Genomic DNA, 26,030 nt, shown 5'->3' on the forward strand with positions numbered 1-26,030 from the left:
GTTGCGGGTACTGGTAGTCAAGACCTCATCCCTGGGCGACGTGATCCATGCCTTGCCGGCACTGACCGACGCGGCGCGGGCGATCCCCGGCATTCAATTCGACTGGGTGGTGGAAGAAGGCTTTGCCGAAATTCCCACCTGGCATCCGGCCGTGGACAAGGTGATCCCGGTAGCGATCCGCCGCTGGCGCAAAAACCTCTGGCAGACCTTCAAGAGCGGCGAATGGCGGCGTTTCAAACAGCGCATCCAGTCGACCAAGTACGACCTGGTCATTGACGCTCAAGGTCTGTTCAAAAGTGCCTGGCTGACCCGTTACGTGCGTGCGCCGGTGGCCGGCTTCGACAAGCAGTCCGCACGCGAGCCGATCGCGGCGCGCTTTTATTCCCGGCGCCTGGCGGTGGCCCGCGGGCAGCATGCCGTCGAACGTTTGCGCCAGTTGTTCGCCGTGGCCCTCGGTTATGACTTGCCCAAAGGCTTGGGCGACTACGGCCTGAGGGTCGACAAACTGCTGGGCCTGCCGCCAAAAAAACCGTTCGTGCTGCTCCTGCACGGCACCACCTGGGACACCAAGCACTGGCCCGAAGCCTACTGGCGCGAGCTGGCCGAGCGCATGGGCCGTCTGGGCGTGGACGTAAAGTTGCCATGGGGCAACGCCGCCGAAAAGGCGCGCGCCGAAAGGCTGGCCCAAGGCCTGCCGAACGCCGAAGTGCTGCCCAAGCTGAACCTGGCCGGCGTTGCCCGCGTGCTGGCCGGCGCCCGGGCCTGCGTGGCGGTGGACACCGGCCTGGGGCACTTGGCTGCAGCGTTGGATGTGCCGACCATTTCGCTGTTCGGTCCTACCAATCCGGGGCTTACCGGCGCCTATGGCAAGGCGCAGATTCACCTGGCCAGCGATTGGCCGTGCGCGCCATGCCTGCAGAAACACTGTACCTATCAACCGACGGCCGACGACCTGCGTCGGTTCGACATCACGCGCGAGTCGCCCCTGTGCTTCACGCGCCTGAACCCTGAGCGTGTGGCAAGCCGACTGAGCACGTTGTTACTGGCTGAGGAGCTGCACTGATGCAACTGGCTTTTGTCCTGTACAAATATTTCCCCTTCGGCGGCCTGCAGCGTGACTTCATGCGCATTGCCCTGGAGTGCCAGCAGCGCGGCCACAGGATTCGTGTCTATACGCTGATCTGGGAAGGCGATATTCCGCAAGGTTTCGAAGTGCTGGTGGCGCCCGTGAAGGCGTTGGTCAACCACCGTCGCAATGAAAAGCTGCATGCCTGGATCCAGGCCGACCTGGTCAAGCGCCCGGTGGACCGCGTGGTGGGTTTCAACAAAATGCCGGGGCTGGACCTGTACTTCGCCGCCGACGGCGTATTCGAAGACAAGGCCCAGACCCTGCGCAACCCGATGTACCGCTGGTTCGGGCGCTACAAGCACTTTGCCGAATACGAGCGCGCGGTGTTCGATAAAAACGCCACGACCCGGATCATGGTGCTGTCCGAGCGTCAGCAGCAGCTGTTCACGCAGTACTACGGCACCCAGCCCGAGCGTTTTCACCTGCTGCCGCCGGGCATTTCCCGAGACCGACGCGCGCCGCCGAACGCCAGCGAGATCCGCGCCGAGTTTCGCGCCGAATTCGGCCTGGCCGAGGAAGATTTACTGCTGGTGCAGATCGGTTCTGGCTTCAAGACCAAGGGCGTCGACCGTAGCCTGAAGGCTGTGGCTGCGTTGCCTGCAAAGCTGAAGAAACGCACCCGACTGTTTGTAATCGGCCAGGACGACCCCAAAGTATTCCAACTGCAGAGTGCCGCACTCGGCCTGGGTGACCAGGTGCAGTTCTTCAAGGGGCGCAACGATATTCCGCGTTTCCTGTTGGGCGCGGACTTGCTGATTCACCCTGCTTACAACGAAGCGGCCGGCATGGTGCTGGTCGAAGCGATAGTCGCCGGCCTGCCCGTGCTGGTGAGCCAGGTCTGCGGCTACGCGTTTTATATCGATAAGGCCCAGAGTGGCCGCGTGTTGGACGAGCCGTTCGAGCAGGCCCAGCTCAATCAATACCTGGTGGATATGCTCGACGATCCGCAGGCGCGCGCGACCTGGAGTCGCAATGGCCTGGCTTTCGCCGAGACGGCCGACCTGTTTAGCATGCCGCAGTACGCTGCGGACTTGATTCTGGCGGAGCCAAACCGATGAAGTTGATTCTTGCCGAACCCTTCAAGACCCTGTGGGCCGGACGCGATGCGTTCGCCGAGGTCGAGAAACTGCAAGGCCAGGTGTTCCGCGAGCTGGCCGCCCGTCGTACGTTGCGTACGGTGGTGGAGGGTCAACCCTATTTCGTGAAAATCCATCGCGGTATCGGCTGGGGCGAGATCCTCAAAAACCTGGTCACCGCCAAGTTGCCGGTCCTGGGCGCGGGCCAGGAGTGGCTGGCGATCCAGCGCTTGCATGAGCTGGGCGTGCCCACCATGACCGCCGTGGCTTTTGGTGAGAAGGGCAGCAATCCGGCTGATCAGCACTCGTTCATCGTTACGCGCGAGCTGACCCCGATTATCAGCCTGGAGGATTTGACCCTCGACTGGCTCAAGCAGCCGCCGGTGCCGGCGATCAAGCACGCCTTGACCGCCGAGCTGGCGCGTACGGTCGGCGCGATGCATCGTGGCGGCGTCAATCACCGTGATTGTTACCTCTGCCACTTCCTGTTGCACACCGACCGACCGATCGCCGTGGATACTCTCAAACTGTCCGTGATCGACCTGCACCGCGCCCAGGTGCGCGCGACGATCCCCATGCGCTGGCGCAACAAGGACCTGGCCGGACTGTATTACTCCGCCCTGGACATCGGCCTGACCCGGCGCGACAAACTGCGCTTTCTCAAACATTACTTTCAGCAACCGTTGCGCCGGATCCTGGCCGAGCAAGCGGCGCTGCTGGCCGAGTTGGAGCGCATGGCCGCCAAACTCTATGCGCGCAAGCAACGTTACGGGGATGCGCTCTGATGGCGGGCTGGAACCTGGAACCGGCCTACGCCGCCCTGGCGGACGACTTCGGCAGCCTGGAGGCGGTGTTCGCGCTGCAAGGCGAACGGTTGACTCGAGACCCGTTGTCGGAAGTGATCCGGGTTGAGCGTGGCGGGGTCAATTACTACGTCAAGCGTTACTCCGGGGCGGGCAAGGGCTTGCGCCGTTACCTGGGCAAGCCGCGAGTGAAATCCGAATGGCAGAACCTCAAGCGTTTCGCCAAGTGGGGCATCCCTACCGCTGATGTAGTCGCCTGGGGCCTGGATCGCAACGGGCTGGCCTACAACCGTGGGGCGATGATTACCCGCGAATTGCCCAAGACCGAAGACCTGTCGGTTCTGGCCGAACGCAATGATGCGCGGCTCAAGGACCCCCGCTGGGTCGATGCCATCAGCCGGCAGCTCGCCGAATATACGCGCACCATGCACGATCACCGCTTCACCCATAACGACTTGAAGTGGCGCAACCTGCTGGTGGACGATCAGTGCACCCTCTACCTGATCGATTGCCCCAACGGCGATTTCTGGCGCGGTTTCTGGCTCAAGTACCGCATCACCAAGGACCTGGCCTGCCTGGACAAGGTCGCCAAATATCATCTGTCGGCCACCCAGCGCCTGCGTTTCTATATGCAATATCGACAACGCACCCACCTGACGGCGTCCGACAAACAACGAATTCGCCATGTGGTGAAGTTTTTCGAGGGACGTGAATGAGTGACTTCCTGGCGGCTGCCGACCGGGCCTTGCTGGAGCGCAACGGCCTGGCCACGTTCGACGCGTTGTGGGCCAAGCAGCTCGACGCGGTGGACGAGCCGAACACCAGCCGTGGCGGCTGGAGCAGCGTGTTTCGCCTGGAGCTGGAGGGGCAGGGCTACTACCTCAAGCGCCAGAGCAACTACCTGACGCGCAGCCTGCACCGGCCATTCGGCGAGCCGAGTTTCTCCCGCGAGTTTCGCAATATCAGTCGTTACCGCGCCCTGGGGATCCCGGCCTTGCAGGCGGCGTTCTACGGCGAGCGCAAGGTGGCCGGCGAGTATCGCGCCATGCTGTTGACCCGTGCCCTCGACGGCTGGAACGACCTGGAGTCGTTGCTCGAACAGTGGTCATCGCTCAGCGATGTCCAGCACCGCGCGATCCTGCGGGCCTGCGGTGAATTGGCGCGCCGGCTGCACGGCGTCGGCCAGGTGCATGGCTGTTTCTACCCCAAGCATATTTTTCTGCAGGCCACCGGCGACGGTTACGCCGCGCAACTGATCGACCTGGAGAAAACCCGTCCATTGCTGTTCGGCTGGCGTGATCGCGTCAAGGATCTGGAGCCTTTGCTGCGCCGGTCCCCGCAGTGGTCCGAGGTGCAGGTGCGTCAACTGTTGGCGGCCTATCTCGAGCAGCCCGAGGACAGCGCGTTGGTCTCGACCTGGCTGCAGCGCCTCACGGCCCGGCGCAGCCATAAGGAGAAGCGCTGATGCGCCTGTCGGAGCTGAAAAACGTCGGCCGCACGCCTAGCCTGCCGTTGACGCTGGAGCTGGCGGACGCCGCCGGCCCTGGGCAGTTGCAACTGTTGAGCCTGCTGCGCGTGTTGCCAGGCCAGCGCTACGTTGGCGCGGCGGTGTGGCGCGGGCGTGCCGTGCTGGCCAAGCTGCTGGTAGGCAGCAAGGCCGCGCGGCATTTCCAGCGTGAGCTCAGCGGCGTTCGTCTGCTGGCCGAACAGGGCCTGACCACGCCGTTGCTGCTCGCGGACGGCCTGCAGGAAGGCGAGGGAGGCTGGTTGCTGTTCGAATTCATAGAGGGCGCACAAAGCCTGGCCGACGCCTGGCAGACGGTCGAAGGTTTGCCGCCGTTGGCCGACGAACAAACCGCCGTGCTCGCTGAGGCGCTGGGCGCGATCGCACAGATGCACACCAAAGGGCTGTGGCAGGAAGACCTGCACCTGGACAACCTGCTGCGCCAGAACGGCAAACTGTACCTGATCGACGGTGCCGGGATTCGCGCCGAAGAGCCTGGCAAGCCACTGTCGCGCAACCGTGTGCTGGAAAACCTGGGCGTATTTTTCGCCCAGTTGCCCAAGAATCTTGAGCCGTTCACCGAAGAGTTGCTGGTGTACTACCTGCTGGGCAATGGTGAACACGCCTTGCCCCTGGAGGCCTTGGAAAAACAGGTGCGTAAGGTCAGTGCGTGGCGCTTGAAAGACTATCTGGACAAGGTCGGCCGTGAGTGCACGCTGTTCAGCGTGGAGCGCGGTGCCTTTGGGTTGCGCGCGATCCGTCGCGAGGAGGTGCCGGCGATGCTGCCGGTACTGGAACAGGCCGACGCCCTGCTCGAGCAGGGCCACTTGTACAAGACCGGCGGCGCCGCCAGCGTAGCCAGGGTCGAGGTGGCCGGTCGGCCGCTGGTGATCAAGCGCTACAACATCAAGGGTTTCGCCCATTGGCTCAAGCGCTTCTGGCGCCCAAGCCGCGCCTGGCATTCCTGGCGCGAAGGCAACCGTCTGGCGTTCCTCGGCATCAGCACGCCCAAGCCGCTGGCCGTGCTGGAAAAGCGTTTCCTCTGGCTGCGCAGCCGCGCGTACCTGATCACCGAATACCTGCCGGGGCCGGACATCATCGAGCGCTTCGCGCCCTTCGTTGAACACGGCGACGCACCGGAAAACGAACTGCAGGCGCTGGATCGTCTGTTCGCCGAGTTGATCCGCGAGCGCATCAGTCATGGCGATTTCAAGGGCCACAACCTGTTCTGGCACGAAGACCGCTGGGCGCTGATTGACCTTGACGCGATGTGCCAACACCGCAGCCTGGCCAGCTTCGCCCCGGCCTATGCCAAGGACCGTGCGCGATTTATGCGTAACTGGCCGCAGGACAGCGCGCTGTATCAGCTGATCGATGAGCGTTTGCCCAAGCAGCCCACCTGATCGCTTCGACGCTCAGAATTGATACTCGGCCCCGGCGCCGGCGTACCACGAACGGCCGGGCGCGGCTTCGTAGTAGCGGCCGTTGCCATCGCCGACAATGACCGAGCCCACATACTGCCGGTCCAGCACGTTATCCAGGCGCAAGGTCTGGTGGAAAGTCCAGTGCTCGACCTTCTGCTCCAAGCGCGCCCGCCAGTTGAATACGCTGTACCCCGGCGCGGCGTGCTGCTGGTTGGTGTCTTCGACATAGACCTTGCTGCGGTACAGGCCTTCAATGGCGCTGCTGACCCAGTCCCGCGGTTTCCAGTTCAGCTCGGCAAATAGCGTGGTCTGCGGTACGCCTGGGAGGTAATTGCCTTTATCCACCGGGTTGCCGCCGCCCATGAAGGCGCTGTCGTAGGTGGCTTGCAGGCGGGTGTAGGCGAGGTGGGTGCTCCATTGTTCCGCCAGCTGGCTTTGCAGGCCAAGTTCGAAGCCGCGACGCAGGGTGCGGCCGGCGTTTTGATAGCTGGTGCGCCCGCCCAGGGATTGATTGACCACCAGTTCATCCTCGGTGGTGATCTGGAACACGGCGGCGTTGACCCGCGTGCTCCCCACCTGCGCCTTCAAGCCCACTTCATACTGGGTGCTGTCTGACGGCTTGAGGCCAAAGTTGAAACCTTCGGCGTTACCCGGTGCGTAGGCCAATTCGGCCTGGGTGGGCGTTTCGAAGCCCTTGCCTGCGCTGACGTAGCCGTGGAGGTCGGGGGTGAAGGCGTACATCACGCTCATGGAAGGCGTCGTTTTTCGATAGATCTTGCGTCCGCTGGCGTCGCCATTGCTGAGGAATTGATCGTCGACATCCATCTCCATGCTGCTGTGGCGCACACCTGCTTGCAGAGTCCAGCGATCAAGGGCCCAATTGGCTTGCAGGTAGGGATCAAGGCTGCGCGCCGTGTCGACTTCGTCACGACGTAACTGACCTTTTACGCCCAGCGTGTTGCCGCTGTAGTTCTGGTAGCCGTGGCGGCTGTCCTGGCTCTGGTCGAAATCCAGCCCGCCGATAATCATCAACTCCCCCGGCGCGCTGTCAATGGGCTGCATCCAGCGCGCGCCGGCGCCGTAGAACTGGCGATCGAATTGCACGACGCCGCCGCCCCGCTCATTGGCGGGCGTGCCTTTGGGGATCGACAGGTACTGAATGACGCTGCGCCGCCCCGTATACGCATTCACCTGCAGCGTCGCGTCACCCACATACCGCTCGTAGTTCATCCCCACTTGCTGGTGGTCGATGCTTTTTCGCGTGTTGTACGTCAGGGCGTTGGCGCTCACTGAGCGTGGATCGGCCTTGTAGGCGGCCCACGTCTGCCCCAGCGGGTCCTGGGTGCCGTTCTGCTCCAGGCTGCTGTAGATCAGTGCCAGCTTGCTGTCATCGTCCGGGTGAAGGTTGAGCTTGGCGAAGGTCTGGTCGCGACGGGCGCTGCTGTGGTCGCGGTAACCGTCGGTGTCCATGCGCGAGGCATCCAGCACGAAGCCGGCGCCATGGGTGGCGCCTTCTGCGGTGAGGTGGTTCTTGTTCAGGCCGTCGCTGCCCACCAGGGTTTCGGCGCCGATACGCGGCGCGCCTTCGCCTTCACGCGAGAACATCTGAATCACACCGCCGGCGTTGCTGCCGTACAAGGTCGCGGCCGGTCCGCGCAGCACTTCAATGCGTTCGGCGGTATCCAGGTTGAACGTGGCGGCCTGGCCCTGGCCGTCCGGGGTGCTGGCGGGGATGCCGTCGGCAAACAACTTGATCCCGCGTACGCCAAACGCCGAACGGGCGCCAAAGCCACGGGACGAAATCTGCAGGTCCTGCGCGTAATTCTGACGGTTCTGGACCACCAGTCCGGGCACGCGCGCCAGGGCTTCGGAGGCGTTGATGCCCAGTTGGCCGTCGCTGATCTGGTCGCGGTCGATTGCATCCACTGAGTAAGGCAGGTCGAAGGTCGGGCTGGCGCTGCGTGAACCGGTGACGACGCTGGGGTCGAGGGTCAGGGGCGCGTCTTCCGCGCCTGCGGTGTCACATAGGGCCAACAGGCCGGGCAGCAAGAGGGTGATGCGGGTGAGGTGGTTCATCAATCGGCCGAATTCCGTGGCGCTTAGGGTGTAAACGCGCAAAAAGGCGCGAGTTTAGTGGCTCGCGCAGCTTTTATCATTTCGGAATCAGCCTACGCTGCAAATCGGCATTCCCACGCTGGGCCTCCAGGGGCGTCGATGTTAGCGTGGCACGCTTCGTTAATGGCAAGCAAAAGGAGCGGTTTGTGAAGACTCTGTCCTGCGTCTTATGGTTGCCTGTGCTGCTGGCGCTGGCCGGTTGCGGCACGATCAACACCGTGTTCCGCCCCGACGCCGTGACCAGCCAGAATCTCAAGGATTCGCGCAGCCACTGCGACAACGTACCGCGCATCTACAGCGGTGTGATCTATGGGTTCTGTACGCTCAATGGCGAGCCCAAGCCTGAAAAAAGCCTGAACGACCAAAGCCTGTCGGACCATGCCGGTAACGCTTTTCCGATCATCGCCATCGAGTTCGTGGCTTCCGGCGTGCTGGACACACTGGCACTGCCTTATACGATCTATCGCCAGAACAAGGATGGCAGCATCGAGATCTACCGCTAGGCCCACTTGCCGCTTGCCGCTAACAGCTTCCCACTGCTTTTAAGCTATAATCCCGCCCTTTAGCTGTTTCCCGCCTGGGCGGGAAGCGCACTTTTTTCAGGCGCAACCCGCCTGCATGCAGACTAAAAGAGGCTAGACCCCTGTGGCATTGACGATTCTTGGCCTGTCCGGCGCCCTTAGCCATGATCCTTCCGCAGCCCTGTATATCGACGGCAAGCTGATCGCGGCCGCCGAAGAAGAGCGCTTCGTACGCGACAAACATGCAAAGAACCGCATGCCCTACGAGTCGGCGAAGTTCTGCCTGGAGCAGGCCGGCATCAAGCCTTCGGACGTTGACGTGGTGGCGATCCCGTTCGCCCCGATCAGCCTGTTCGGCGAGGCGCGCTGGCACTATGCCAAGCGTTACTGGTACGCCCCGGACCGCGCGCTCGACGCGATCCTGATGGGCAATCGTCGCTACAAGCGCTATCGCAACAAGATCGTATGGTGCCTGGAGCAACTGGGCTTCGATCCCAAGAAGATCAAGATCGAGCCGGTCGAGCATCACCTTGCCCACGCCTCCAGTGCCTACCACTGCTCCGGCTTCCAGGAAAAAACCGCGATCCTCGGTATCGACGGTAAAGGCGAGTACGCCACCACGTTCTTCGGCTACGGCGAGAACGGCAAGATCCACAAAATCAAAGAATTCTACGACCCGGACTCCCTCGGCGGCCTGTACGGCGCGATCACCGAGTTCCTCGGTTTCGAAATGCTCGACGGCGAGTTCAAGGTCATGGGCATGGCGCCGTATGGCGATGCCAGCAAGTACGACTTCTCGCGCCTGGCCTCGTTTGAAAACGGCGAGCTGGTGATCAACACCGACTACGCCAACGTGATCGGCCTGCGTCGCTACAAAGAGAAGGGCAAGGGCTTCTACTTCTCGCCGAAACTGATCGAGTGGCTGGGCCCCAAGCGCGAAGGCGATATCGCCGACGAACCCTACATCCACTACGCCGCCAGCATGCAGGCGCTGTTTGAAAAGCTGGCCTTGCAGATGATCGACCACTATCTGGGCGACATTCTGAAGGACACCGGCAAGCTGGCCTTCGCCGGTGGCTGTGCGCTGAACGTCAAGCTGAACCAGAAAATCATCGCCCGTGACGACGTCAAAGAGCTGTTCGTGCAGCCGGCGTCCGGCGATGCCGGCACCGCTGTCGGTGCGGCCGCCTATGTGTCCCACGCCCGTGGTGTGCCGGTGGAGAAGATGGAACACGTCTACCTCGGCCCGTCCTACAGCAACGAAGACGTGATTGCCGCGTGCGCCAAGCACGAGAGCAAGCCGAACTGGCGCAAGATCGAGAACATGCCGCAGCGCATCGCCAGAATCATGGTCGACGGCAACCCGGTGGCCTGGTTCCAGGGCCGCATGGAGTTTGGCCCGCGTGCGCTGGGCGGTCGTTCGATCATCGGTTGCCCGAGCGCCACCGGCGTGGCCGACCGCATCAACCACCAGATCAAGTTCCGCGAGCGCTGGAGGCCTTTCTGCCCGTCGATGCTCGACACCGTAGCCCCGCAGATGATCAAGGTCGATCACCCGGCGCCGTTCATGACCTTCACTTTTGAAGTGGCCGAAGAATGGAAAACCCGGGTGCCGGAAGTGGTCCATGAAGATGGCACCTCGCGCGCCCAAGTGCTCAAGCGTGAGTACAACCCGCGCTACTACGACATGATGAAAGAGCTGGAAGTCCTCACCGGTAACGGTGTGTCGTTGAACACCTCGCTCAACCGCCGTGGCGAAGCGATGATCTGCTCGCCCACCGACGCGCTGAACATGTTCTTCGGCTCCGACCTGCAGTACCTGATCATGGAAGACATCCTGGTGGTCAAGGATGGCGTGGACCCTTATGACGCTGTGGTCTAAATGCTGAATCGCTTCCAGGCATGGCGTGAACGTGGCGGCTGGCAGCCTGTAGAGGCTGAGGTTTACGCCCAGGCCTGGCAGCGCTTCGGTGGCAGCGTGGCGACTCACCCGCAGGTGGTCGAGCGTCTGGCCGGCCTGGCGCGGATTCCGGTGCGCTACCTGGGGTGGGAACAGGACGGCGAACTCAAGGGGGCGATTGCCACGTGGGGGCGCGACCTGGCGCTGTCCAAGGACGTGCTCAAGCGCAACGGCAAGAAGGCCTTGTTCGACCTGGGCAATGCCGAGATCATCCTGCCGATTGCCGCCGATGCCCAGTTGCCGGTGCGCCATCGCGGGCGCTATCTGTCGTCCTTGAATGAAGGGCGGGTGGGTACCCTCAAGCCCCAGGCCGAACAATTGGCCATGGCGCGCACCCCTGAAGACTTGTCGAAAAAGTTTCGCTACAACCAGCGTCGCGAATTGCGCCTGCTGGAAGAAGCGGGCGGTGTGGTGCGCGCGGTCAGCGAGTTCTCCAGCGTGGAGCTGGCGGCGATTTATTGCGACCTGTTCCAGCGCCGCTGGGGGTTTCCGGCGGCAGGCGCGGCGCGCTTGGCTGAGGTGCTGGAGTTGCTCAAGGAGTTCCTGTTCGGCTCGGTGCTGTTTCTCAATGACGCCCCGATCGCCGTGCAATTGGTGTATCAGGTGCAGTCTCGCGAGTGGTTCAGTGCCGAGTACGTCAACGGCGGCGTCGACCCGCAAACCCGTGCGTTCAGCCCCGGCAGCGTGCTGAGTTTTCTCAATACCCAGAGTGCCTGGGAGCAGGCGCGTGCGGCGGATAAGTCACTGCGCTTTTCCTTCGGTCGCGCCGACCGTGAATACAAGGAGCGCTGGTGCAATCCGGTGCCGGTGTTCAGCCTATGACTCGCAAGCAGCAACTGCTCAAGCGCCATCGGCGCAACAAGCGCATCGCGCTGCTGGTCGGTTTGCTGATACTGGTCGCGACCGGCTTACTGGTGACCTGGTGGTTGCCGTTGATCCTCGCAGTGCTGCTGTGGATGGCTCATGAGGCCTGGTTTTCCGACCACCTGTTTTACTCGCCCAAAGACAACTATGAATACGCGTTTCCCGCCGGCAGCGAACAGCCTGGCTTGCGCCTGGAGGCGGGACGCTTGCTGCTGGATACACCGCTGGACGCGGACGACACGCTGATTGTCGGTATTGAACTGCGAAGCTCATGGCTTGGGCGTTTCTGCGATCCGGCGGTGGAGTTGCTGGGCCTGGATGCGCCGGATCGCCAAGCCTTCGAGCGTGGGGTCGGTGGGCGTCGTTATCTGAATCTGACCGGCGCCGCCGAAGCATTGGCCGCGGGCAGGGTAAAATTGCGCGCCCGGTTTTGTCGGATCAAAGGGCAGCCTGTGCTGTGGCGCTTGCGCCAGCCGGACTATCGCCAGCAACGGGTCATGGTGATCGCGCCGCACGCCGACGATGCTGAGCTGGCGGCGTTCAGTCTTTACAGTCAGGCGGCCGAAAGCTGGATCGTGACCCTGACCGCAGGTGAGATCGAAGCCGAACATTATCAACGCATGGGCCTGCCCAAAGCTGAGGCTGCGCGTCTGAAAGGGCGCTTGCGCGCCTGGGACAGCATTGCCGTGCCACGCTGGGCTGGCGTGCCGGAGGCGCAGTGTGTGCAGCTGGGTTACTTCTGTATGCAGCTGCAGGCAATGCAGGCCGCACCGGACCGACCCCAGGCCTCGCGCGAGGCCGAGTTGAGCGATACGCGGCTGTTTCGCCAGTTCAACGGTTTCGCGCTGCCCGGCGATGTGGACGGCGCGCCGACCTGGCACAACCTGGTTGCCGATCTGCGCGCGCTGCTGCTCAAGGCGCGGCCACAGGTGATCGTGCTGCCGACGCCCTTGCTCGATCCCCACGCCGATCATATCTGTGCCCATGCCGCGGTACTTGAAGCCTTGCAAGGGCTGGAATGGCGACCCGACACATTGCTCGGCTACGCCAATCACCTGCATGATAACGACCGCTGGCCCATGGGGGACTCCGGCACCGGAGTCGCACTGCCGCCGCATTTTGATTCGGCAGCTGAGCTTGTGCCCTGCTGTGTTGCGCTGACCTTGAGTCAGCAGCGGGACAAGGCCATGGCGTTGGGCATGATGCACGACCTGCAGCCGCGAGCACCGTTCAAGCGCCGCGTGCGCAAGTGGTTGCAGCAGGTTCTGGCGGGCCGTGGTCCATCGCCCTATGGCGAAAATGAATTCTTTCGCAAGGCCGTGCGTCGTCACGAGCTGTTGTGGGTCCTGAGGCAGGACTGAAATCCCATTGAAGGCAGGCCGGGCCTGTCGCTCCTTTTTACCGGGCCGTGTGCCCGTAGCCAGATCGCTGCATGGAGAGTTATGAAGCCGCGTTTCAAGGTTTTGCAGTTACAGCCGGACTACAACGTCAAGACCCATGACTTCGCCGACCTGGGTGAGCAGATCGTCAAATCGCTGCCGGTTGAGCGGTTCGAGGTGACATCCGGCTTTCTCAGCGGGCGCCCGCTGCCCGGCCAACCCCTCAGCGTCGCCGAGCACTCACATTATTTCGAGCTGCCGGAAAAGTCCCTCAAGGGCATTCGCTTTGGCGCCATGTGGCAGATCTACAAGTACTGCCGCGAGCAGAAATTCGATGTGGTCATCTGTAACCGCTTTAAATCGGTGAACATGATGCTGTCGCTCAACCGCTGGTTGAAGATCCCGCTGTGTATCGGCATCTCCCATGGTTTTGGCGAATACGCGCGCGGTTATCGTCGCCGTCAGACTCGGCGCTGGGTCAGCCCGGCCTGGCGCTTTGTCGGTGTGTCGGAGGCGGTGAAGGACTACCTGGTCGGCCTCGACTGCGGGTTCACGCGGGAAAACACCACCTACGTGACCAACGCCATCGACATTCCTCAGGCAGAAGCGTTGCAGTTGTCCCGCGAGGACGCCCGCAAGGCCTTGGGCCTGCCAATGGATGCGCGGATGATCGGCGCATTGGGCCGCCTGGTGCCGATCAAAGGCCACACCCATTTGCTGCAAGCGTTCGCCACGCTCAAGGACAAATACCCTCAAGCGCAGGTCGGAATCATCGGCTCCGGTCGTGCCGAAGCCGATCTGCGTGCGGACATCGAGCGCCTGGGGCTGACCGGCCGCGCGCACTTGCTGGGCTTTCGCGAAGACGGCATGAAATACGTGCGCGGCTTCGACATCTGGACCATGCCATCGCTGTTCGAAGGCCTGGGCCTGGCGCTGCTGGAAGGCATGAGCGGCCATTTGCCGGTGATTGCCTCCAATGGCCCTGCGATGCTGCCCCTGGTACAGGGCGCGGGTGGCCTGTCCCATGACCCCGGCAATGTCGAACAGTTGGCCGCGGCCCTGGATACCTATCTGGCGCTGAGCGATGAGCAGTTGCGTGCCAAGGGTGAAGAGGTGTTCCGCTACCTGCAAGCCAACCACACGCTTGATGAATTCAAGCACAAGTACCTGACTCTGATTGAAACCGGTTTGCGTGAAGTAGGTAGAGCATGAATCAGCCACAACCCTTGGTCTCGGTGATCATCGCGTCCTACAACCACGGCCGGTATATCGAAGAAAGCATTCTCAGCGTACTGGGGCAAACGTACCCCAATATCGAATTACTGGTGGTGGACGACGGCTCCAAGGATGACAGCGTCGAGCGTATCCGGCGTTTGCAGGCCGAGCACGGTTTTGACTTTCAGGTGCAACAGAATCAGGGGCTCAGTGCCACCCTCAATGGTGCGATCGCGCGCGCGAAAGGGAGCCTGATCGCACCGTTCGGTTCGGATGACATCATGCTGCCCGATCGTATCGCGACCCAGGTAGCGTACATGGAGGGCAAGCCAACGGTGGGGATGTGCGCCGGCAACATCGAGCTGATCGACGGCGACGGTAATCTGCACCCTGAGAAGAAACAACGTCGCGACGTGCCATTTCGCCGTCTCGACTTCGATGACATCTTCATGGATCGCAAGCCTTTCCCACCGGCGCCGACCATGCTGATTCGCCGTGAAGTGCTGGAGCAGGTCGGAGGTTTTGACCCGCAGATTCCTCTGGAAGACCTGCTGATCCAATTGAAAATCACAGCGGCGGGCTACACCATCGACGCCCTCGACCAAGTGATGGCTCGCTATCGTCAGCACGCGAGCAATACCTACAAAAACCACCGCTACATGATTCAGAACATTCTCAAGACCTATGCCAAGTTCAGCGAACACCCGGCCTATGACGCGGTGCGCTACAACTTCCTGAACTCGATGTTCCTCAAGACAGCCGACCGTGATCGGCCACTGGCGAAGGAAATCCTCAGGCAGATCCCGCTGAAGTTCTGGGGGCGCAAGACTTTGCGCGGCCTGGTGAGGTTGTATCTGCTGCCGCTCAAGCACTGAGCGGGCAGGCGGTGAAAAAGGCGACTATCAGCAGTGATAGTCGCCTTTTTTATCAGGTGGCGGGATGGGCCAGCGCCAGGACCTGCTCGCGGATCTTATTGGTGGCGCCCTGGCTGGCAATGCAGGCATAACCTTTGGCCAACTGTTCGAAGTGGGTCTCGAATAACCAGGCGCGATCCTGCGGGTAGCGCTGCATATGGCGCAGGTTGCGTTGGCGCAAGGTGTTGCGCAGCGGCGACGGAAAGATGCGCAGGTCGGCGATATCAATCAGGCCGAACTCACCGTCATCCATCAGCAGCACATTGCCCAGGTGCAGCGACCGGAAGTACACACCGCGTTCATGCAGCTGGGCCATGAACTGGCCAAAGCGTTCGATCAGTGACTCGCGCAGGCTGCTGTCCAGGCTTTGCAGGGCCTGGCGCAGGGTCAGGCCAGGCAGCGGCGAGTAAACGACCGCGCTGCTGCCATCACGCATCCCATACAGGGCAAGGATCTGCGGCGTGGGGATACCCAGGGTGCGCAGGCGCTCGGCGTTGTTCGCAAATCGTTCAGAGTAGGGGTTGAAGCTGCCCGAGGTGTACCAGCGGCGCGGGCGGAAAACCTTGAGGAAGCGCCCGTCGGACAACCGCAGCACTTTCGGGCCCAGGCCATCGGCTTCTATGACATGGGCATCGCTGCACAGTTGCTCGAACGCTTCTGGCTTGAGCGGCTGAGCCGACCTGTCCAGCACGCTGCGACGACGTTGGGCGATGCTCAGGCCGGCGATGATTGCCAATGGAATCCACAACAGGAACCAGTGCTCCTTGGGGCGCGACAAAATCCCACCGCCTTCGGTCAGGCCGGCGCCGATGCCGTAGGCGAGCAGCGATGATGCCAGGATGAACAGCGGCTGCGCCCGTTCCTTGAGACTCTTGTACAGGCCCCAGCCGAGCATGAAGATCCAGGGGATAAAGCCGATGATGCCCACGTAATACAGCACGCCCAAGGCAAAGCTGTGGGGCTCGCGCAGTTGATAACCGTCGGCCAGTGTCAGGTACAGCTCGGAGTCGTAGCTGTGGCCGATCCAGGGATGTTCGGCGATGAGCTTGAGCGACATGTCCCACAGCACAAGGCGGAATGAGCTGCCACGGGTGGTGATGATCTCGGGGTAGAACAGCAGCGCCGCCGCGCCAGCGAGCAGTGCGATGATCAACAGCGCAGCGCGGCGGTTACGGCTGATGAAGATTATCCAGAGGATGCTCAGGGTCAACGCCACCATTGGTGTGCGTGAGCCCGTGGCGATGACCGCGGCGGTCATGATCGCCAGGGCGGGCACGCTGAACCACAGCACGTGCAGGCGTTGGGTGGTAACGCAGACATATAGCCAGTAAACGCAGAAAAACCCGAATACGTGGGAGCTGAGCAATGGGTTGTCGAGAGCGCCACGCCCGCCGATCATGCGCATCCCGGGCTCGTAGGCCTGGATGAATACCACCAGGTTGCATGCGCACACCACCAATGCGATCACCGCCGCACTGAAGAAAATCGGCTTGAACAGTTCATGGCGGTAATGCAGCAATAACCCGCAACCGGCGAACAGCATGAACGTGTGCAGGGGGCGCTTGAACAAGTCGGTGTCGGGATGGTGCTCCGGGCTCCAAAGCAGACTGATCAGCGCCCAGGCGGAAAACAGCAGAAACGCGATCGCCAGCGGCTCGCGCAACAGCTCCTTGATTTCCCTGGGGCGCAGGCACAGCAGCAGCAAGGTCGGCGCGCTGAAAAGACCGTAGTAGAACTTGTGCAGCACATTGCGGTTGGTCACAAAGAACAGCGCACTCAGAAGCAACAACAAGCCTATGGGCAGAATCCAGAGGACCAGGAAGTCGAAGACGCGATTTTTGCCATAACTGAGGCGATTGGAGTGCATATAAAAAGCCATTCCAGAAAGAGAAAGCCGACCATCTTAAGGTAGTGGCATTATAATGTCGCTGGTTGTGGCCAGCCCGGCATTGGGTCATGCCGGGTGCAAGTACAACAGAGAAGCTGTGCTAAAGTCAGCCTCCTTTTTTAAAACGCCGCGTGATATGACCGATTCCAGTCCGAGCGCAAGCCCTTCGAGCTTGAAAATATACTTCCGTCTGCTCAGTTATGTGAGGCCCTACGCGGGCTTGTTCGCGCTGAGTATCCTCGGATTTCTGATTTTCGCGTCGACCCAGCCGATGCTGGGTTACATCCTCAAATACTTTGTCGACGGCCTGTCCAACCCTGAGGCCGTGCTTTTCCCCAGCGTGCCGTACCTGCGCGACCTGCAGTTGCTGCAAGCCGTGCCCTTGCTGATCATCCTGATCGCCGCCTGGCAGGGCCTGGGTTCGTTCCTGGGCAACTACCTGCTGGCCAAGGTCTCCCTGGGCCTGGTCCACGACCTGCGCGTGCAGTTGTTCAATAACCTGCTGACGCTGCCCAACCGCTATTTCGACAATCACAATTCCGGGCATCTGATTTCACGTATCACCTTCAACGTGACCATGGTCACGGGCGCTGCGACCGATGCGATCAAGGTTGTGATCCGTGAAGGCATGACGGTGATCTTCCTGTTTGCCTCGCTGCTGTTCATGAACTGGCGCCTGACGCTGGTGATGATCGCCATCCTGCCGTTGATTGCGGTGATGGTCAGCACGGCGAGCAAGAAATTTCGCAAGCAGAGCAAGAAGATCCAGGTGGCGATGGGCGATGTGACTCACGTGGCTTCGGAAACCATCCAGGGCTACCGCGTGGTGCGCAGCTTCGGCGGCGAAGTGTATGAAGAAAAACGCTTCCTCAAGGCCAGCCAGAGCAACACCAACAAACAGTTGCGCATGACACGCACCGGGGCAATCTACACGCCGGCGCTGCAACTGGTGATCTACACCGCGATGGCGGTGCTGATGTTCCTGGTCCTCTATCTTCGTGGCGATGCATCGGCCGGTGACATGGTGGCCTACATCACGCTGGCCGGTCTGTTGCCCAAGCCGATCCGCCAGCTCTCGGAAGTCAGCTCGACGATCCAGAAGGGTGTAGCGGGCGCCGAAAGCATTTTCGAACAGCTGGACGAAGAGGTCGAAATCGACCACGGCACGATCGAGCGCGACAAGGTCAGCGGGCGCCTCGACGTGCGCAACCTGAACTTCACCTACCCAGGCACCGAACGCCATGTGCTCAAGGACATCAGCTTTACCGCCGAGCCTGGGCAGATGATCGCGCTGGTGGGGCGCTCGGGCAGCGGCAAGTCGACCCTGGCCAGTCTGATCCCGCGTTTCTATCACCATGAAAGTGGCGAAATCCTGCTCGACGGTATCGAGATTGAACACTACAAGCTGCTCAACCTGCGCAAGCATATTGCCCAGGTGACCCAGCACGTGACGTTGTTCAGCGATACCGTGACCAACAACATCGCCTACGGCGACCTGGCCGGCGCCCCCCGCGCGGACGTCGAAGCCGCCGCGGCGGATGCCAACGCCAAGGACTTCATCGATCAGTTGCCCAAGGGTTTCGATACCCAGGTCGGCGAAAACGGTGTGCTGTTGTCCGGCGGCCAGCGCCAACGCCTGGCGATTGCCCGCGCGCTGCTCAAGAATGCGCCGTTGCTGATCCTCGACGAGGCCACCTCGGCGTTGGATACCGAGTCCGAGCGCCACATTCAAGCGGCGCTGGACAAGGTCATGCAGGGCCGCACCACCCTGGTGATCGCGCATCGCTTGTCCACCATCGAAAAGGCCGACCTGATCCTGGTGATGGACGACGGCCGGATTGTCGAGCGCGGTACGCACAGCGAACTCCTGGCACAGAACGGCTACTACGCCCGCCTGCATGCCATGGGCCTGGATGCACCGATTGCCGCCGACATTACCTGAACCTTGTGTGGGAGCCGGCGACCGGCTCCCACATTGCAAAACCCTCCCGCAAACCTCCTGTAACCCTGTGCTAATATCGCGCCCCTGTTCATTTTGTATGTGGGTTGCTCCATGAAGTTGTCCATGCCGCGATTCGATCAAGCCCCCGTCTTGGTGGTCGGCGATGTCATGCTCGACCGTTACTGGCATGGTGGTACCTCACGGATTTCCCCTGAGGCGCCGGTGCCGGTCGTCAAGGTCGAGCAAATCGAAGACCGCCCGGGCGGCGCTGCCAACGTCGCCCTCAATATCGCCGCGCTCGGCGCGCCGGCCTCCCTGGTCGGCGTGACCGGCGACGACGAAGCCGCCGACAGTCTGGCCAACAGCCTGCGCGGCGCCGGCGTGCGCGCGTTGTTTCAGCGCATCGCCCATCAGCCCACCATCGTCAAATTGCGAGTGATGAGTCGTCATCAGCAATTGCTGCGGATCGATTTCGAAGAACCCTTCGCCACCGATGCACTGGCTCTCAGCGACCAGGTCGACGAGTTGCTTGAAGGCATCAAGGTGCTGGTGCTGTCCGACTACGGCAAAGGTGCATTGAAGAACCATCAGATGCTGATCCAGGCCGCGAAGGCCAGGGGCATTCCGGTGCTGGCCGATCCCAAGGGCAAGGACTTCTCGATTTACCGGGGCGCCAGCCTGATCACGCCGAACCTCAGCGAGTTCGAAACCATCGTCGGCGGTTGCGCCGATGAGCACGAACTGGTCAGCAAAGGTGCGGCGCTGATGGCTGACCTGGACCTGGGGGCCTTGCTGGTCACCCGTGGCGAGCACGGCATGACGCTGTTGCGCCCCGGCCACCCGGCCATGCACCTGCCGGCGCGGGCCCGTGAAGTGTTCGATGTCACCGGCGCAGGCGATACCGTGATTTCCACATTGGCCGCCTCCATTGCTGCCGGCGAAGAGCTGCCGCACGCGGTGGCACTGGCCAACCTGGCGGCGGGCATCGTAGTCGGAAAATTGGGTACCGCTGCGATCAGTGCGCCTGAGTTGCGCCGCGCCATCCAGCGTTCCGAAGGCTCGGAACGTGGTGTGCTGAGCCTTGAGCAATTGCTGCTGGCGATTGACGATGCCCGTGCCCATAACGAGAGCATCGTGTTCACCAACGGTTGCTTCGACATCCTGCATGCCGGCCACGTGACTTACCTGGAGCAGGCGCGCGCCCAAGGCGATCGCTTGATCGTCGCGGTCAACGACGATGCCTCGGTCAGCCGCCTCAAAGGCCCAGGCCGCCCGATCAACAGCGTCGACCGGCGCATGGCGGTCCTGGCGGGTCTGGGCGCGGTGGACTGGGTCATCAGCTTTCCCGAGGGGACCCCGGAAAACCTGTTGGCCCAGGTCAAGCCGGATGTGCTGGTCAAAGGCGGAGACTACTCGGTCGACCAGGTGGTAGGTGCCGATATCGTCAGCGCCTACGGCGGCACGGTCAAAGTGCTGGGCCTGGTCGAAAACAGCTCGACCACGGCGATTGTTGAAAAAATCCGCAACAATGAGTGACGCTGGTAAGCGGGCCTGATCGCTGTCAGGCCTGCTTGCCAGGGCTCACGCCTGGTTCAGGTGGCTCGTTTCTTCTTCGGCACGATCTTGCGCAGCATCTGCCGCGCTCGGCCGGTCAAGCGCTTCAATTTCGATTCTTTCTCAGGCTCAGCCAGCCCCTGTTGGCGCAGCCAGTCCTTCCAGCGAATCCGCTCTTCACGCACCACCCAGCCTTCCTGCTGGGCGAAGCTTTCCGCCAGGTACAGGCCCCGTGTGCTGGCCGGGTACAGCTGATCCTTCTTGACCGTATACAACTCGGCCAGTGGCTGGCCGTCCTTGAGCGGCATCAGGTACAGGTCCGGGCGCTGGCGATCCAGGCGTGCCACCAACTGGTCGCCTTCCAGACGCTCGTCCACGTGGAACAGGCTCAAGGACTTGGCTTCCTTCGGGACTTCCAGGCGCAGGTCGTAAATCAATTGCAGCGAGGCCGTCGGCAAATGCACGTAGGCTCGCGGCCGCTCGATCAACTGAGTGGTCGCGCAGCGTACCGGGCGCGCGGCGCCGGACAGCGGGCTGAGGCGAAACGGCAGGGCTTCGCGGTAATGCAGGGCGGTGGAGTAGGGTGCCGGCAGCCACGTCTCGTTGAAGCGCCCGCCGAGCCAGCCTTCGGGGGTCTCAAGCAGGCATTCCTCGGCGATTTCCTGAATGGCGGTGTGCAGCGGCAGGTTCAATTCGTGGGCGGGGACGTAGCCGGAAATCAGCTTGAGCACCACGTCGCCACGGTCCTGGCGACGTTGGCGCACCAGCACCCAGTAATCACGGTTTTGCCAATGGAGGGTCAGTCGCACCGACACCCCGAGGTTGGCCAGTTCCACGGCGAAGCGCTCGGCATCCGGCACTTCCACCGGTTTGCGCCGTTGCAGCGTCTGGGCGAAGTTGAGCGGCATGCCGACGCTCTGGTAGCTCAGACCTTCGGGTGTGGCTTCGACGTGAAGCGGCAGTGTCTTGAAGTTGCTGGGGTTTTTTCTTATGAGCGTGCGCGGCATGTCGGCTCCTTCTTGCGACGGCGTCGCCGCGTCGGCGGCATCAGAGTTGACGAATGACCTGGGCAGCGGTCGCCACGTTATGGGCCAGGTGCAGCGGGTTGATGGTCCCGACAATAGCACTGGCGACGCCCGGTTGCGCAAACAACAAGGTGAAACTGGCGCGAATTGGATCCATTCCTGGCGCCAGGCACACATGGCCGCTGGCCAGGGCCTTTTTGACCAGGATGCCTTTGCCGTGGGCCGCCGCATAATCAATGACGGCTTTCTCGGCCTGTTCGTTCAGATTGTAGGTAACCATCGCGCAGTCCCCCTGTTCCAGAGCCTGCACGCCGCCTTCGACGGTTTTGCCGGAGAAGCCGAAACCGCGAATCTTGCCCTCGTGCTTGAGCTGCGCCAGCGTCTGGTACACCTCGCAGTCGTTGAGGATGTGCAAGTCGTTGCCGTCCGAATGCACCAAAACCAGGTCGATAAAATCCGTTTCAAGTCGTTTCAAACTACGTTCTATCGACAGGCGTGTATGGGCGGCGCTGAAATCGTGACGCGACACGCCCGCCTCGAATTCTTCGCCCACCTTGCTGACGATCACCCACTCCTGACGCTGGCCGCGCAACAACGGCCCCAGGCGTTCTTCGCTCATGCCGTAGGCTGGTGCGGTGTCGATCAGGTTGATGCCCAATTCCCGGGCCTGACGCAGCAGCATGCGCGCCTCGTCGTCGGCGGGGATCTGGAAACCATTGGGGTATTTCACCCCTTGGTCGCGACCCAGCTTGACGGTGCCCAGGCCCAGCGGCGAGACGAGCAGGCCGGTGCTGCCCAGCGGGCGATGCAGGTCGTGAAGGGTAGGCAGGCTCATGGCAATAGGGTCTCCCAGACGGGCACGCCGAGGACGGGCTTGGGCAGTTCCGGCAGCGGTTGCGTGGCGCCAGGCTGAATGCCGTCGCGTTCCAGGCTGTGCAGCACGCGATCGGCGAAGTCCGGCGCCAGGGCCAGTTTGGTTGGCCAGCCCACCAGCAGGCGGCCCTGCTCGGCGAGGAAGGCGTTGTCGGGGCGGCTCAGGCCCGACTGCAGGGGCTCGGCGCGATCGACACGCAGGGTGGCCCAGCGGGTCTGGCTCATGTCGATCCAGGGCAGCAGGTGTGCCAGCTCTTGCTGCGCAGTGGCGATCTGTGCCTCTGGTGTGCGCGCCACGCCATCGGCTTCGGCGATGTCGCCGCCCATGTACCAGACCCATTCGCCATTGGCGGCCGGGTGCGTGGTGATGGTCAGGCGCGGCTTGGTGCCACCGCCCAGGCAGTGAGCGTACAGCGGCTTCAGGCCGGGGCCTTTGGCGAGGATCATGTGCAGCGCCCGCTTCTGCATGGCCGGCTGGCTCAGGCCCAGGGCGCTGAGCAAGTCTGCGGTGCCGGCGCCGGCGCTCAACACGATGCGTTGGGCGCGAATCTCGCGGCCGTCCACTTTCAAGCCCACCAGGCTGTCGCCGTCCAGCAGCGGTTCAATGTGCTGCCCGGCGAGCAGGCTGTCACCGGCCAGCTGCGCGAGGCGCTCGATGACGCTGGGCACGTCCACTACCAGTTCGGCCAGGCGGTAGACCTTGCCCTTGAAGCGTTTGTCTTGCAAAGCCGGCGGCAGCTCGTCGCCCTTGACCTGATCCACCCGGCCACGTACGGCCTTGCTGGCGAAGAAACTGGTGAGGTTGCCGGCGAGTGTGCCGGGGGACCACAGGTAGTGGGCCTGGGACAGCACGCGCACGCCGGACAGGTCCAGCTCGCCATCGCCGGCCAGGGCTTCGCGCCAGCGGCGCGGCATGTCGGCGATGGCTTCGGAGGCGCCGGTGAGGGCGCCGTGCAACGCATACTTGGCGCCGCCGTGAATGATCCCCTGGGACTTGACGCTTTGTCCGCCACCGAGGGTGGCGCTCTCCACCAGCACCGTGGCGAATCCCTGGCCGCGCAGGCGCGCGTTGAGCCAGAGGCCGGCAACCCCGGCGCCGACAATCAGAACGTCGGTGGAAATAGGCATGCGCGCGGGACCTCTGCGTTGGAAATGGGCGCGTAGTATAGCGCGCAGTGCCCCGTTATCAGTGCGACACGTTGGCCGCGGCTCAATGCCCTGCGGTTTTGGAGAACAACTGAATCACCACCACTCCCAGCACAATCAAGCCCATGCCCAGCATCGCCGGCAGGTCGAGCTTCTGCCCGTAGATAAACAGTGCCGCAACGCTGACCATCACGATCCCCATCCCGGCCCACACGGCATAGGCCACGCCCACCGGCACTGTGCGCACCACCAGGGTGAGCATCCAGAACGCTACGCCGTAGCCGACGATCACCAGCAGCAGTGGGATCGGGGTGCTCCAGCCCTTGATAGCTTTCATGGAAACAGTGGCGATCACTTCCGAGCAGATGGCGATGGCCAGGTAGCAATAGGCAGCGTTCATAGGGGAAATCCTCGGCGTAGGGCGGGTCAATCAGGCCGGCATTTTAGCCGCTGCCTGGATGGGGTAAAGTCATTACCTATCCGTATAAGAGATAGGTTGCGTATGAGCGTTCAATGGGATCTGGAGCAGATGCGTCTGTTTGTCAGCGTGGCCGAGCAGCGCTCGTTTTCGGCGGTGGCACGCGGGCAGCGCAAGGCACAGTCGGCGGTCAGCAACGGTATTGCAATGTTGGAGGCTGACTTGGGCGTGAGCCTGTTCGAACGCAGCAGCGGTCGCCAGCCGCGCCTGACCGAAGCCGGCGCTGTGTTGCTCGAAGAGGCGCGCGAAGTCTTGCGCCAGTGTGAACGCCTCAGCGGACGCGCCCTGTCATTGATGCGTGGCGAAGAAGCCTGTCTGCGCCTGGCTCAGGACGAGGCGATGCTGTATCAGCCGGTGCTCGACAGCCTGGACGCCCTGGCGGGGAAATTTCCCAATCTGGAAGTGCAGCTTTCCAGCGCCGCCCAAGGCGATGTCGCGCGCAAATTGGTGGAGCGCAAGGCTGACCTGGGCATGCTGTTCTATCACGACCAAATTCCCGAAGCATTGGAGCGTCGGGTGGTGGGCAGTGTGGAGATGGTTACGGTCTGCGGGCGCCGGCATCCGCTGGCGGCGCAGAACCGCGTGGATTGCCAGGGTCTGGCGCAATATCGCCAGTTATTGATGTCGACCCAGACCAGTGTCTATCCCGGCAGCGAAGCCGCCAGCCCGCAGGTCTGGCGGGCCGACAGCTTCTACGTGCTGGCCGAATGGCTGATCCGTGGCCTGGGCTGGGCCTGGCTGCCTCGGCACGTGGTGCAATACCCCGCCTACCAGAACCTGATGGTCGAACTCGACAGCGAATGGACCCCACCGGCACTGGTGGTCGAGTTGGTCTGGCGGCGCGATGAGCCCCTGGGGCCTGCCGCGCGATTTCTCGCTGAGCGTTTTGCCGAGTGTCTGCGGGCGATTGACTGAAAAAGTCGATAAACTCCGCCGCCATGAATAGAACTCTCTACACCTGTCTGTTTTACCTGGCGCTGCCGTTGGTGGCCTTACGTCTGTGGCTGCGCGCGCGCAAGGCGCCGGCTTACGCCCAGCGCGTGGGCGAACGGTTCTCCTATGGCTTGCCGACGTTGCAGCCGGGCGGGATCTGGGTGCATGCCGTCTCGGTGGGCGAAAGCATCGCGGCCGCGCCGATGGTCCGTGGGTTGCTGGCGCGTTATCCACACCTGCCGATCACGCTCACCTGCATGACGCCCACCGGTTCCGAGCGGATCCAGGCCCTGTTCGCCAACGAGCCGCGCATCCAGCACTGCTATTTGCCGTATGACTTACCCTGCGCGGCCAAGCGCTTTCTGGATCGCGTGCAGCCGAAACTGGCAGTGATCATGGAGACCGAGCTGTGGCCCAACCATATCCACGCCTGTGCCCGGCGCGGCATTCCGGTGGCGCTGGCCAATGCGCGGCTGTCGGCGCGCTCGGCCAAAGGTTACGGGCGCTTCGCCAAGTTAACCGCGCCGATGCTGTCGCAGATGAGCCTGTTGGCCGTGCAAACGCAGACCGAAGCCCAGCGCTTCCTGAGCCTGGGCGCACGCCCTGAAACCGTCGAGGTGACCGGTTCGATCAAGTTCGACCTGACCGTCGACCCGCAATTATCGGCCCGCGCCGCCGCGCTGCGTGCGCAATGGGGCGCCACTGAACGGCCGGTGTGGATCGCCGCCAGCACCCACGCCGGCGAAGATGAAGTGGTGCTGGCGGCCCATCGCCAACTTCTCGACAGCTACCCCAATGCGTTGCTGATTCTGGTGCCGCGCCATCAGGAACGCTTCGGGCCGATGTTCGATCTGTGCCGGCAGCAAGGCTTTACCACGGTTCGGCGCTCCAGCGGCGAGCCCGTCACGGCGCAGACCTCGGTGCTGCTGGGCGACACCATGGGCGAGCTGTTGTTTCTGTATGCCCTGGCGGACAGCGCCTTCGTCGGCGGCAGCCTGGTAGCGACCGGCGGTCATAACCCATTGGAACCGGCAGCCTTGGCCTTGCCGGTGATCATGGGGCCGCACGTATTCAACTTTCTCGAAATTACCGCAATGATGCGCGAAGCCGGGGCGTTACGCGAAGTGGATGACGCCCAAGGGTTGGCCGAAGCCGTGCGACAGTTATTCGAACTGCCGCAGGATGCGCGCAAGATGGCGCAGGCGGGGCTCAAGGTGATGCAGGCCAACCAGGGCGCGCTTGAGCGACTGCTCGATGGTCTGGGCCGATTGATCGCGATTTAACGTG

General features: G+C 62.4%; 22 protein-coding genes. 16 read left to right on the top strand and 6 right to left on the bottom strand.

Annotated elements, in window-relative coordinates:
• The first annotated feature begins 1 nt into the window (after position 1).
• From waaC to PSH94_RS02250, 6 genes are read left to right on the top strand one after another with little or no spacing between them, the layout of a single operon-like run.
• Entirely contained in the window at positions 2-1,063 is a 1,062-nt protein-coding gene (gene waaC / locus PSH94_RS02225) for a lipopolysaccharide heptosyltransferase I (RefSeq protein WP_253510117.1), read from the top strand.
• A complete protein-coding gene (locus tag PSH94_RS02230) occupies positions 1,063-2,187 on the top strand; it encodes a glycosyltransferase family 4 protein (protein WP_305436311.1) in 1,125 nt (374 codons plus the stop codon). Before waaC ends, PSH94_RS02230 begins: the two co-directional genes overlap by 1 nt.
• A complete protein-coding gene (rfaP, locus tag PSH94_RS02235; protein ID WP_181080399.1) occupies positions 2,184-2,990 on the top strand; it encodes a lipopolysaccharide core heptose(I) kinase RfaP in 807 nt (268 codons plus the stop codon). Before PSH94_RS02230 ends, rfaP begins: the two co-directional genes overlap by 4 nt.
• Complete coding sequence (locus tag PSH94_RS02240) at positions 2,990-3,724, top strand: lipopolysaccharide kinase InaA family protein (protein WP_181080400.1); 735 nt, start codon at positions 2,990-2,992, stop codon at positions 3,722-3,724. Before rfaP ends, PSH94_RS02240 begins: the two co-directional genes overlap by 1 nt.
• Entirely contained in the window at positions 3,721-4,473 is a 753-nt protein-coding gene (locus tag PSH94_RS02245; protein WP_181080401.1) for a lipopolysaccharide kinase InaA family protein, read from the top strand. The genes PSH94_RS02240 and PSH94_RS02245 overlap by 4 nt, the downstream gene beginning before the upstream one ends.
• A complete protein-coding gene (locus tag PSH94_RS02250) occupies positions 4,473-5,915 on the top strand; it encodes a lipopolysaccharide kinase InaA family protein (protein WP_305436312.1) in 1,443 nt (480 codons plus the stop codon). The genes PSH94_RS02245 and PSH94_RS02250 overlap by 1 nt, the downstream gene beginning before the upstream one ends.
• Before the next feature lie 12 nt (positions 5,916-5,927).
• On the opposite strand, the gene PSH94_RS02255 is transcribed toward PSH94_RS02250, so the two are convergent.
• Positions 5,928-8,012, bottom strand: coding sequence for a TonB-dependent receptor (locus tag PSH94_RS02255; protein ID WP_305436313.1), 2,085 nt, complete (start codon positions 8,010-8,012; stop codon positions 5,928-5,930).
• 185 nt (positions 8,013-8,197) lie between these two features.
• On the opposite strand from PSH94_RS02255, the gene PSH94_RS02260 reads away from it, so the two are divergent.
• The 6 genes from PSH94_RS02260 to PSH94_RS02285 all read left to right on the top strand — a co-directional run bounded on the left by PSH94_RS02260 (position 8,198) and on the right by PSH94_RS02285 (position 14,865).
• Positions 8,198-8,554 carry a YceK/YidQ family lipoprotein gene (locus PSH94_RS02260; RefSeq protein ID WP_285427672.1) on the top strand — a complete coding sequence of 119 codons (357 nt, stop codon included), beginning with the start codon at positions 8,198-8,200 and terminating at the stop codon, positions 8,552-8,554.
• Between the two features lie 142 nt (positions 8,555-8,696).
• Positions 8,697-10,454: a carbamoyltransferase gene (locus PSH94_RS02265; RefSeq protein WP_181080405.1), complete on the top strand. Its 1,758-nt coding sequence runs from the start codon at positions 8,697-8,699 to the stop codon at positions 10,452-10,454.
• Entirely contained in the window at positions 10,455-11,354 is a 900-nt protein-coding gene (locus tag PSH94_RS02270) for a GNAT family N-acetyltransferase (protein ID WP_253510130.1), read from the top strand.
• A complete protein-coding gene (locus PSH94_RS02275) occupies positions 11,351-12,757 on the top strand; it encodes a PIG-L deacetylase family protein (RefSeq protein WP_305436318.1) in 1,407 nt (468 codons plus the stop codon). Before PSH94_RS02270 ends, PSH94_RS02275 begins: the two co-directional genes overlap by 4 nt.
• 81 nt (positions 12,758-12,838) lie before the next feature.
• Complete coding sequence (locus tag PSH94_RS02280; protein WP_181080408.1) at positions 12,839-13,987, top strand: glycosyltransferase; 1,149 nt, start codon at positions 12,839-12,841, stop codon at positions 13,985-13,987.
• A complete protein-coding gene (locus tag PSH94_RS02285) occupies positions 13,984-14,865 on the top strand; it encodes a glycosyltransferase (protein WP_181080409.1) in 882 nt (293 codons plus the stop codon). The genes PSH94_RS02280 and PSH94_RS02285 overlap by 4 nt, the downstream gene beginning before the upstream one ends.
• A 52-nt stretch (positions 14,866-14,917) precedes the next feature.
• Here the strand turns inward: PSH94_RS02285 and PSH94_RS02290 are convergent, their stop codons facing one another.
• Positions 14,918-16,771: a bifunctional O-antigen ligase/aminoglycoside phosphotransferase family protein gene (locus tag PSH94_RS02290; RefSeq protein WP_266245610.1), complete on the bottom strand. Its 1,854-nt coding sequence runs from the start codon at positions 16,769-16,771 to the stop codon at positions 14,918-14,920.
• Between the two features lie 157 nt (positions 16,772-16,928).
• Between PSH94_RS02290 and msbA the strand changes: the two genes are divergently transcribed.
• Together msbA and hldE are read left to right on the top strand one after the other, a co-directional pair.
• The gene (gene msbA / locus PSH94_RS02295; protein ID WP_181080411.1) at positions 16,929-18,734 is read left to right on the top strand and encodes a lipid A export permease/ATP-binding protein MsbA; all 1,806 of its coding nucleotides are present in this window, start codon (positions 16,929-16,931) and stop codon (positions 18,732-18,734) included.
• Positions 18,735-18,845: 111 nt separating this feature from the next.
• Positions 18,846-20,270: a bifunctional D-glycero-beta-D-manno-heptose-7-phosphate kinase/D-glycero-beta-D-manno-heptose 1-phosphate adenylyltransferase HldE gene (gene hldE / locus PSH94_RS02300; RefSeq protein ID WP_266245612.1), complete on the top strand. Its 1,425-nt coding sequence runs from the start codon at positions 18,846-18,848 to the stop codon at positions 20,268-20,270.
• A 56-nt stretch (positions 20,271-20,326) separates the two neighbouring features.
• On the opposite strand, the gene PSH94_RS02305 is transcribed toward hldE, so the two are convergent.
• The 4 genes from PSH94_RS02305 to PSH94_RS02320 form a co-directional block, all read right to left on the bottom strand.
• Positions 20,327-21,295, bottom strand: coding sequence for a metal ABC transporter ATPase (locus PSH94_RS02305; RefSeq protein WP_181080413.1), 969 nt, complete (start codon positions 21,293-21,295; stop codon positions 20,327-20,329).
• A gap of 40 nt (positions 21,296-21,335) precedes the next feature.
• Positions 21,336-22,148 (bottom strand): aldo/keto reductase, encoded by an 813-nt coding sequence (locus tag PSH94_RS02310; RefSeq protein WP_181080414.1) that lies wholly within the window; start codon positions 22,146-22,148, stop codon positions 21,336-21,338.
• On the bottom strand, positions 22,145-23,314 hold the full coding sequence (locus PSH94_RS02315; RefSeq protein WP_305436321.1) for an FAD-binding oxidoreductase: 1,170 nt from the start codon (positions 23,312-23,314) through the stop codon (positions 22,145-22,147). The genes PSH94_RS02310 and PSH94_RS02315 overlap by 4 nt, the downstream gene beginning before the upstream one ends.
• 82 nt (positions 23,315-23,396) lie before the next feature.
• Positions 23,397-23,732, bottom strand: coding sequence for a multidrug efflux SMR transporter (locus PSH94_RS02320; protein ID WP_034095574.1), 336 nt, complete (start codon positions 23,730-23,732; stop codon positions 23,397-23,399).
• Positions 23,733-23,834: 102 nt separating this feature from the next.
• Here PSH94_RS02320 and PSH94_RS02325 point away from each other — a divergent pair, with 102 nt between their 5' ends.
• Both PSH94_RS02325 and waaA read left to right on the top strand, forming a co-directional pair.
• Entirely contained in the window at positions 23,835-24,725 is an 891-nt protein-coding gene (locus tag PSH94_RS02325) for a LysR family transcriptional regulator (RefSeq protein ID WP_181080416.1), read from the top strand.
• 23 nt (positions 24,726-24,748) lie between these two features.
• Positions 24,749-26,026, top strand: coding sequence for a lipid IV(A) 3-deoxy-D-manno-octulosonic acid transferase (gene waaA, locus PSH94_RS02330; RefSeq protein WP_181080417.1), 1,278 nt, complete (start codon positions 24,749-24,751; stop codon positions 26,024-26,026).
• Positions 26,027-26,030: the final 4 nt, after the last annotated feature.

The sequence above is a fragment of the Pseudomonas sp. FP2254 genome, assembly GCF_030687695.1.
GTDB classification, from domain to species: domain Bacteria; phylum Pseudomonadota; class Gammaproteobacteria; order Pseudomonadales; family Pseudomonadaceae; genus Aquipseudomonas; species Aquipseudomonas quebecensis.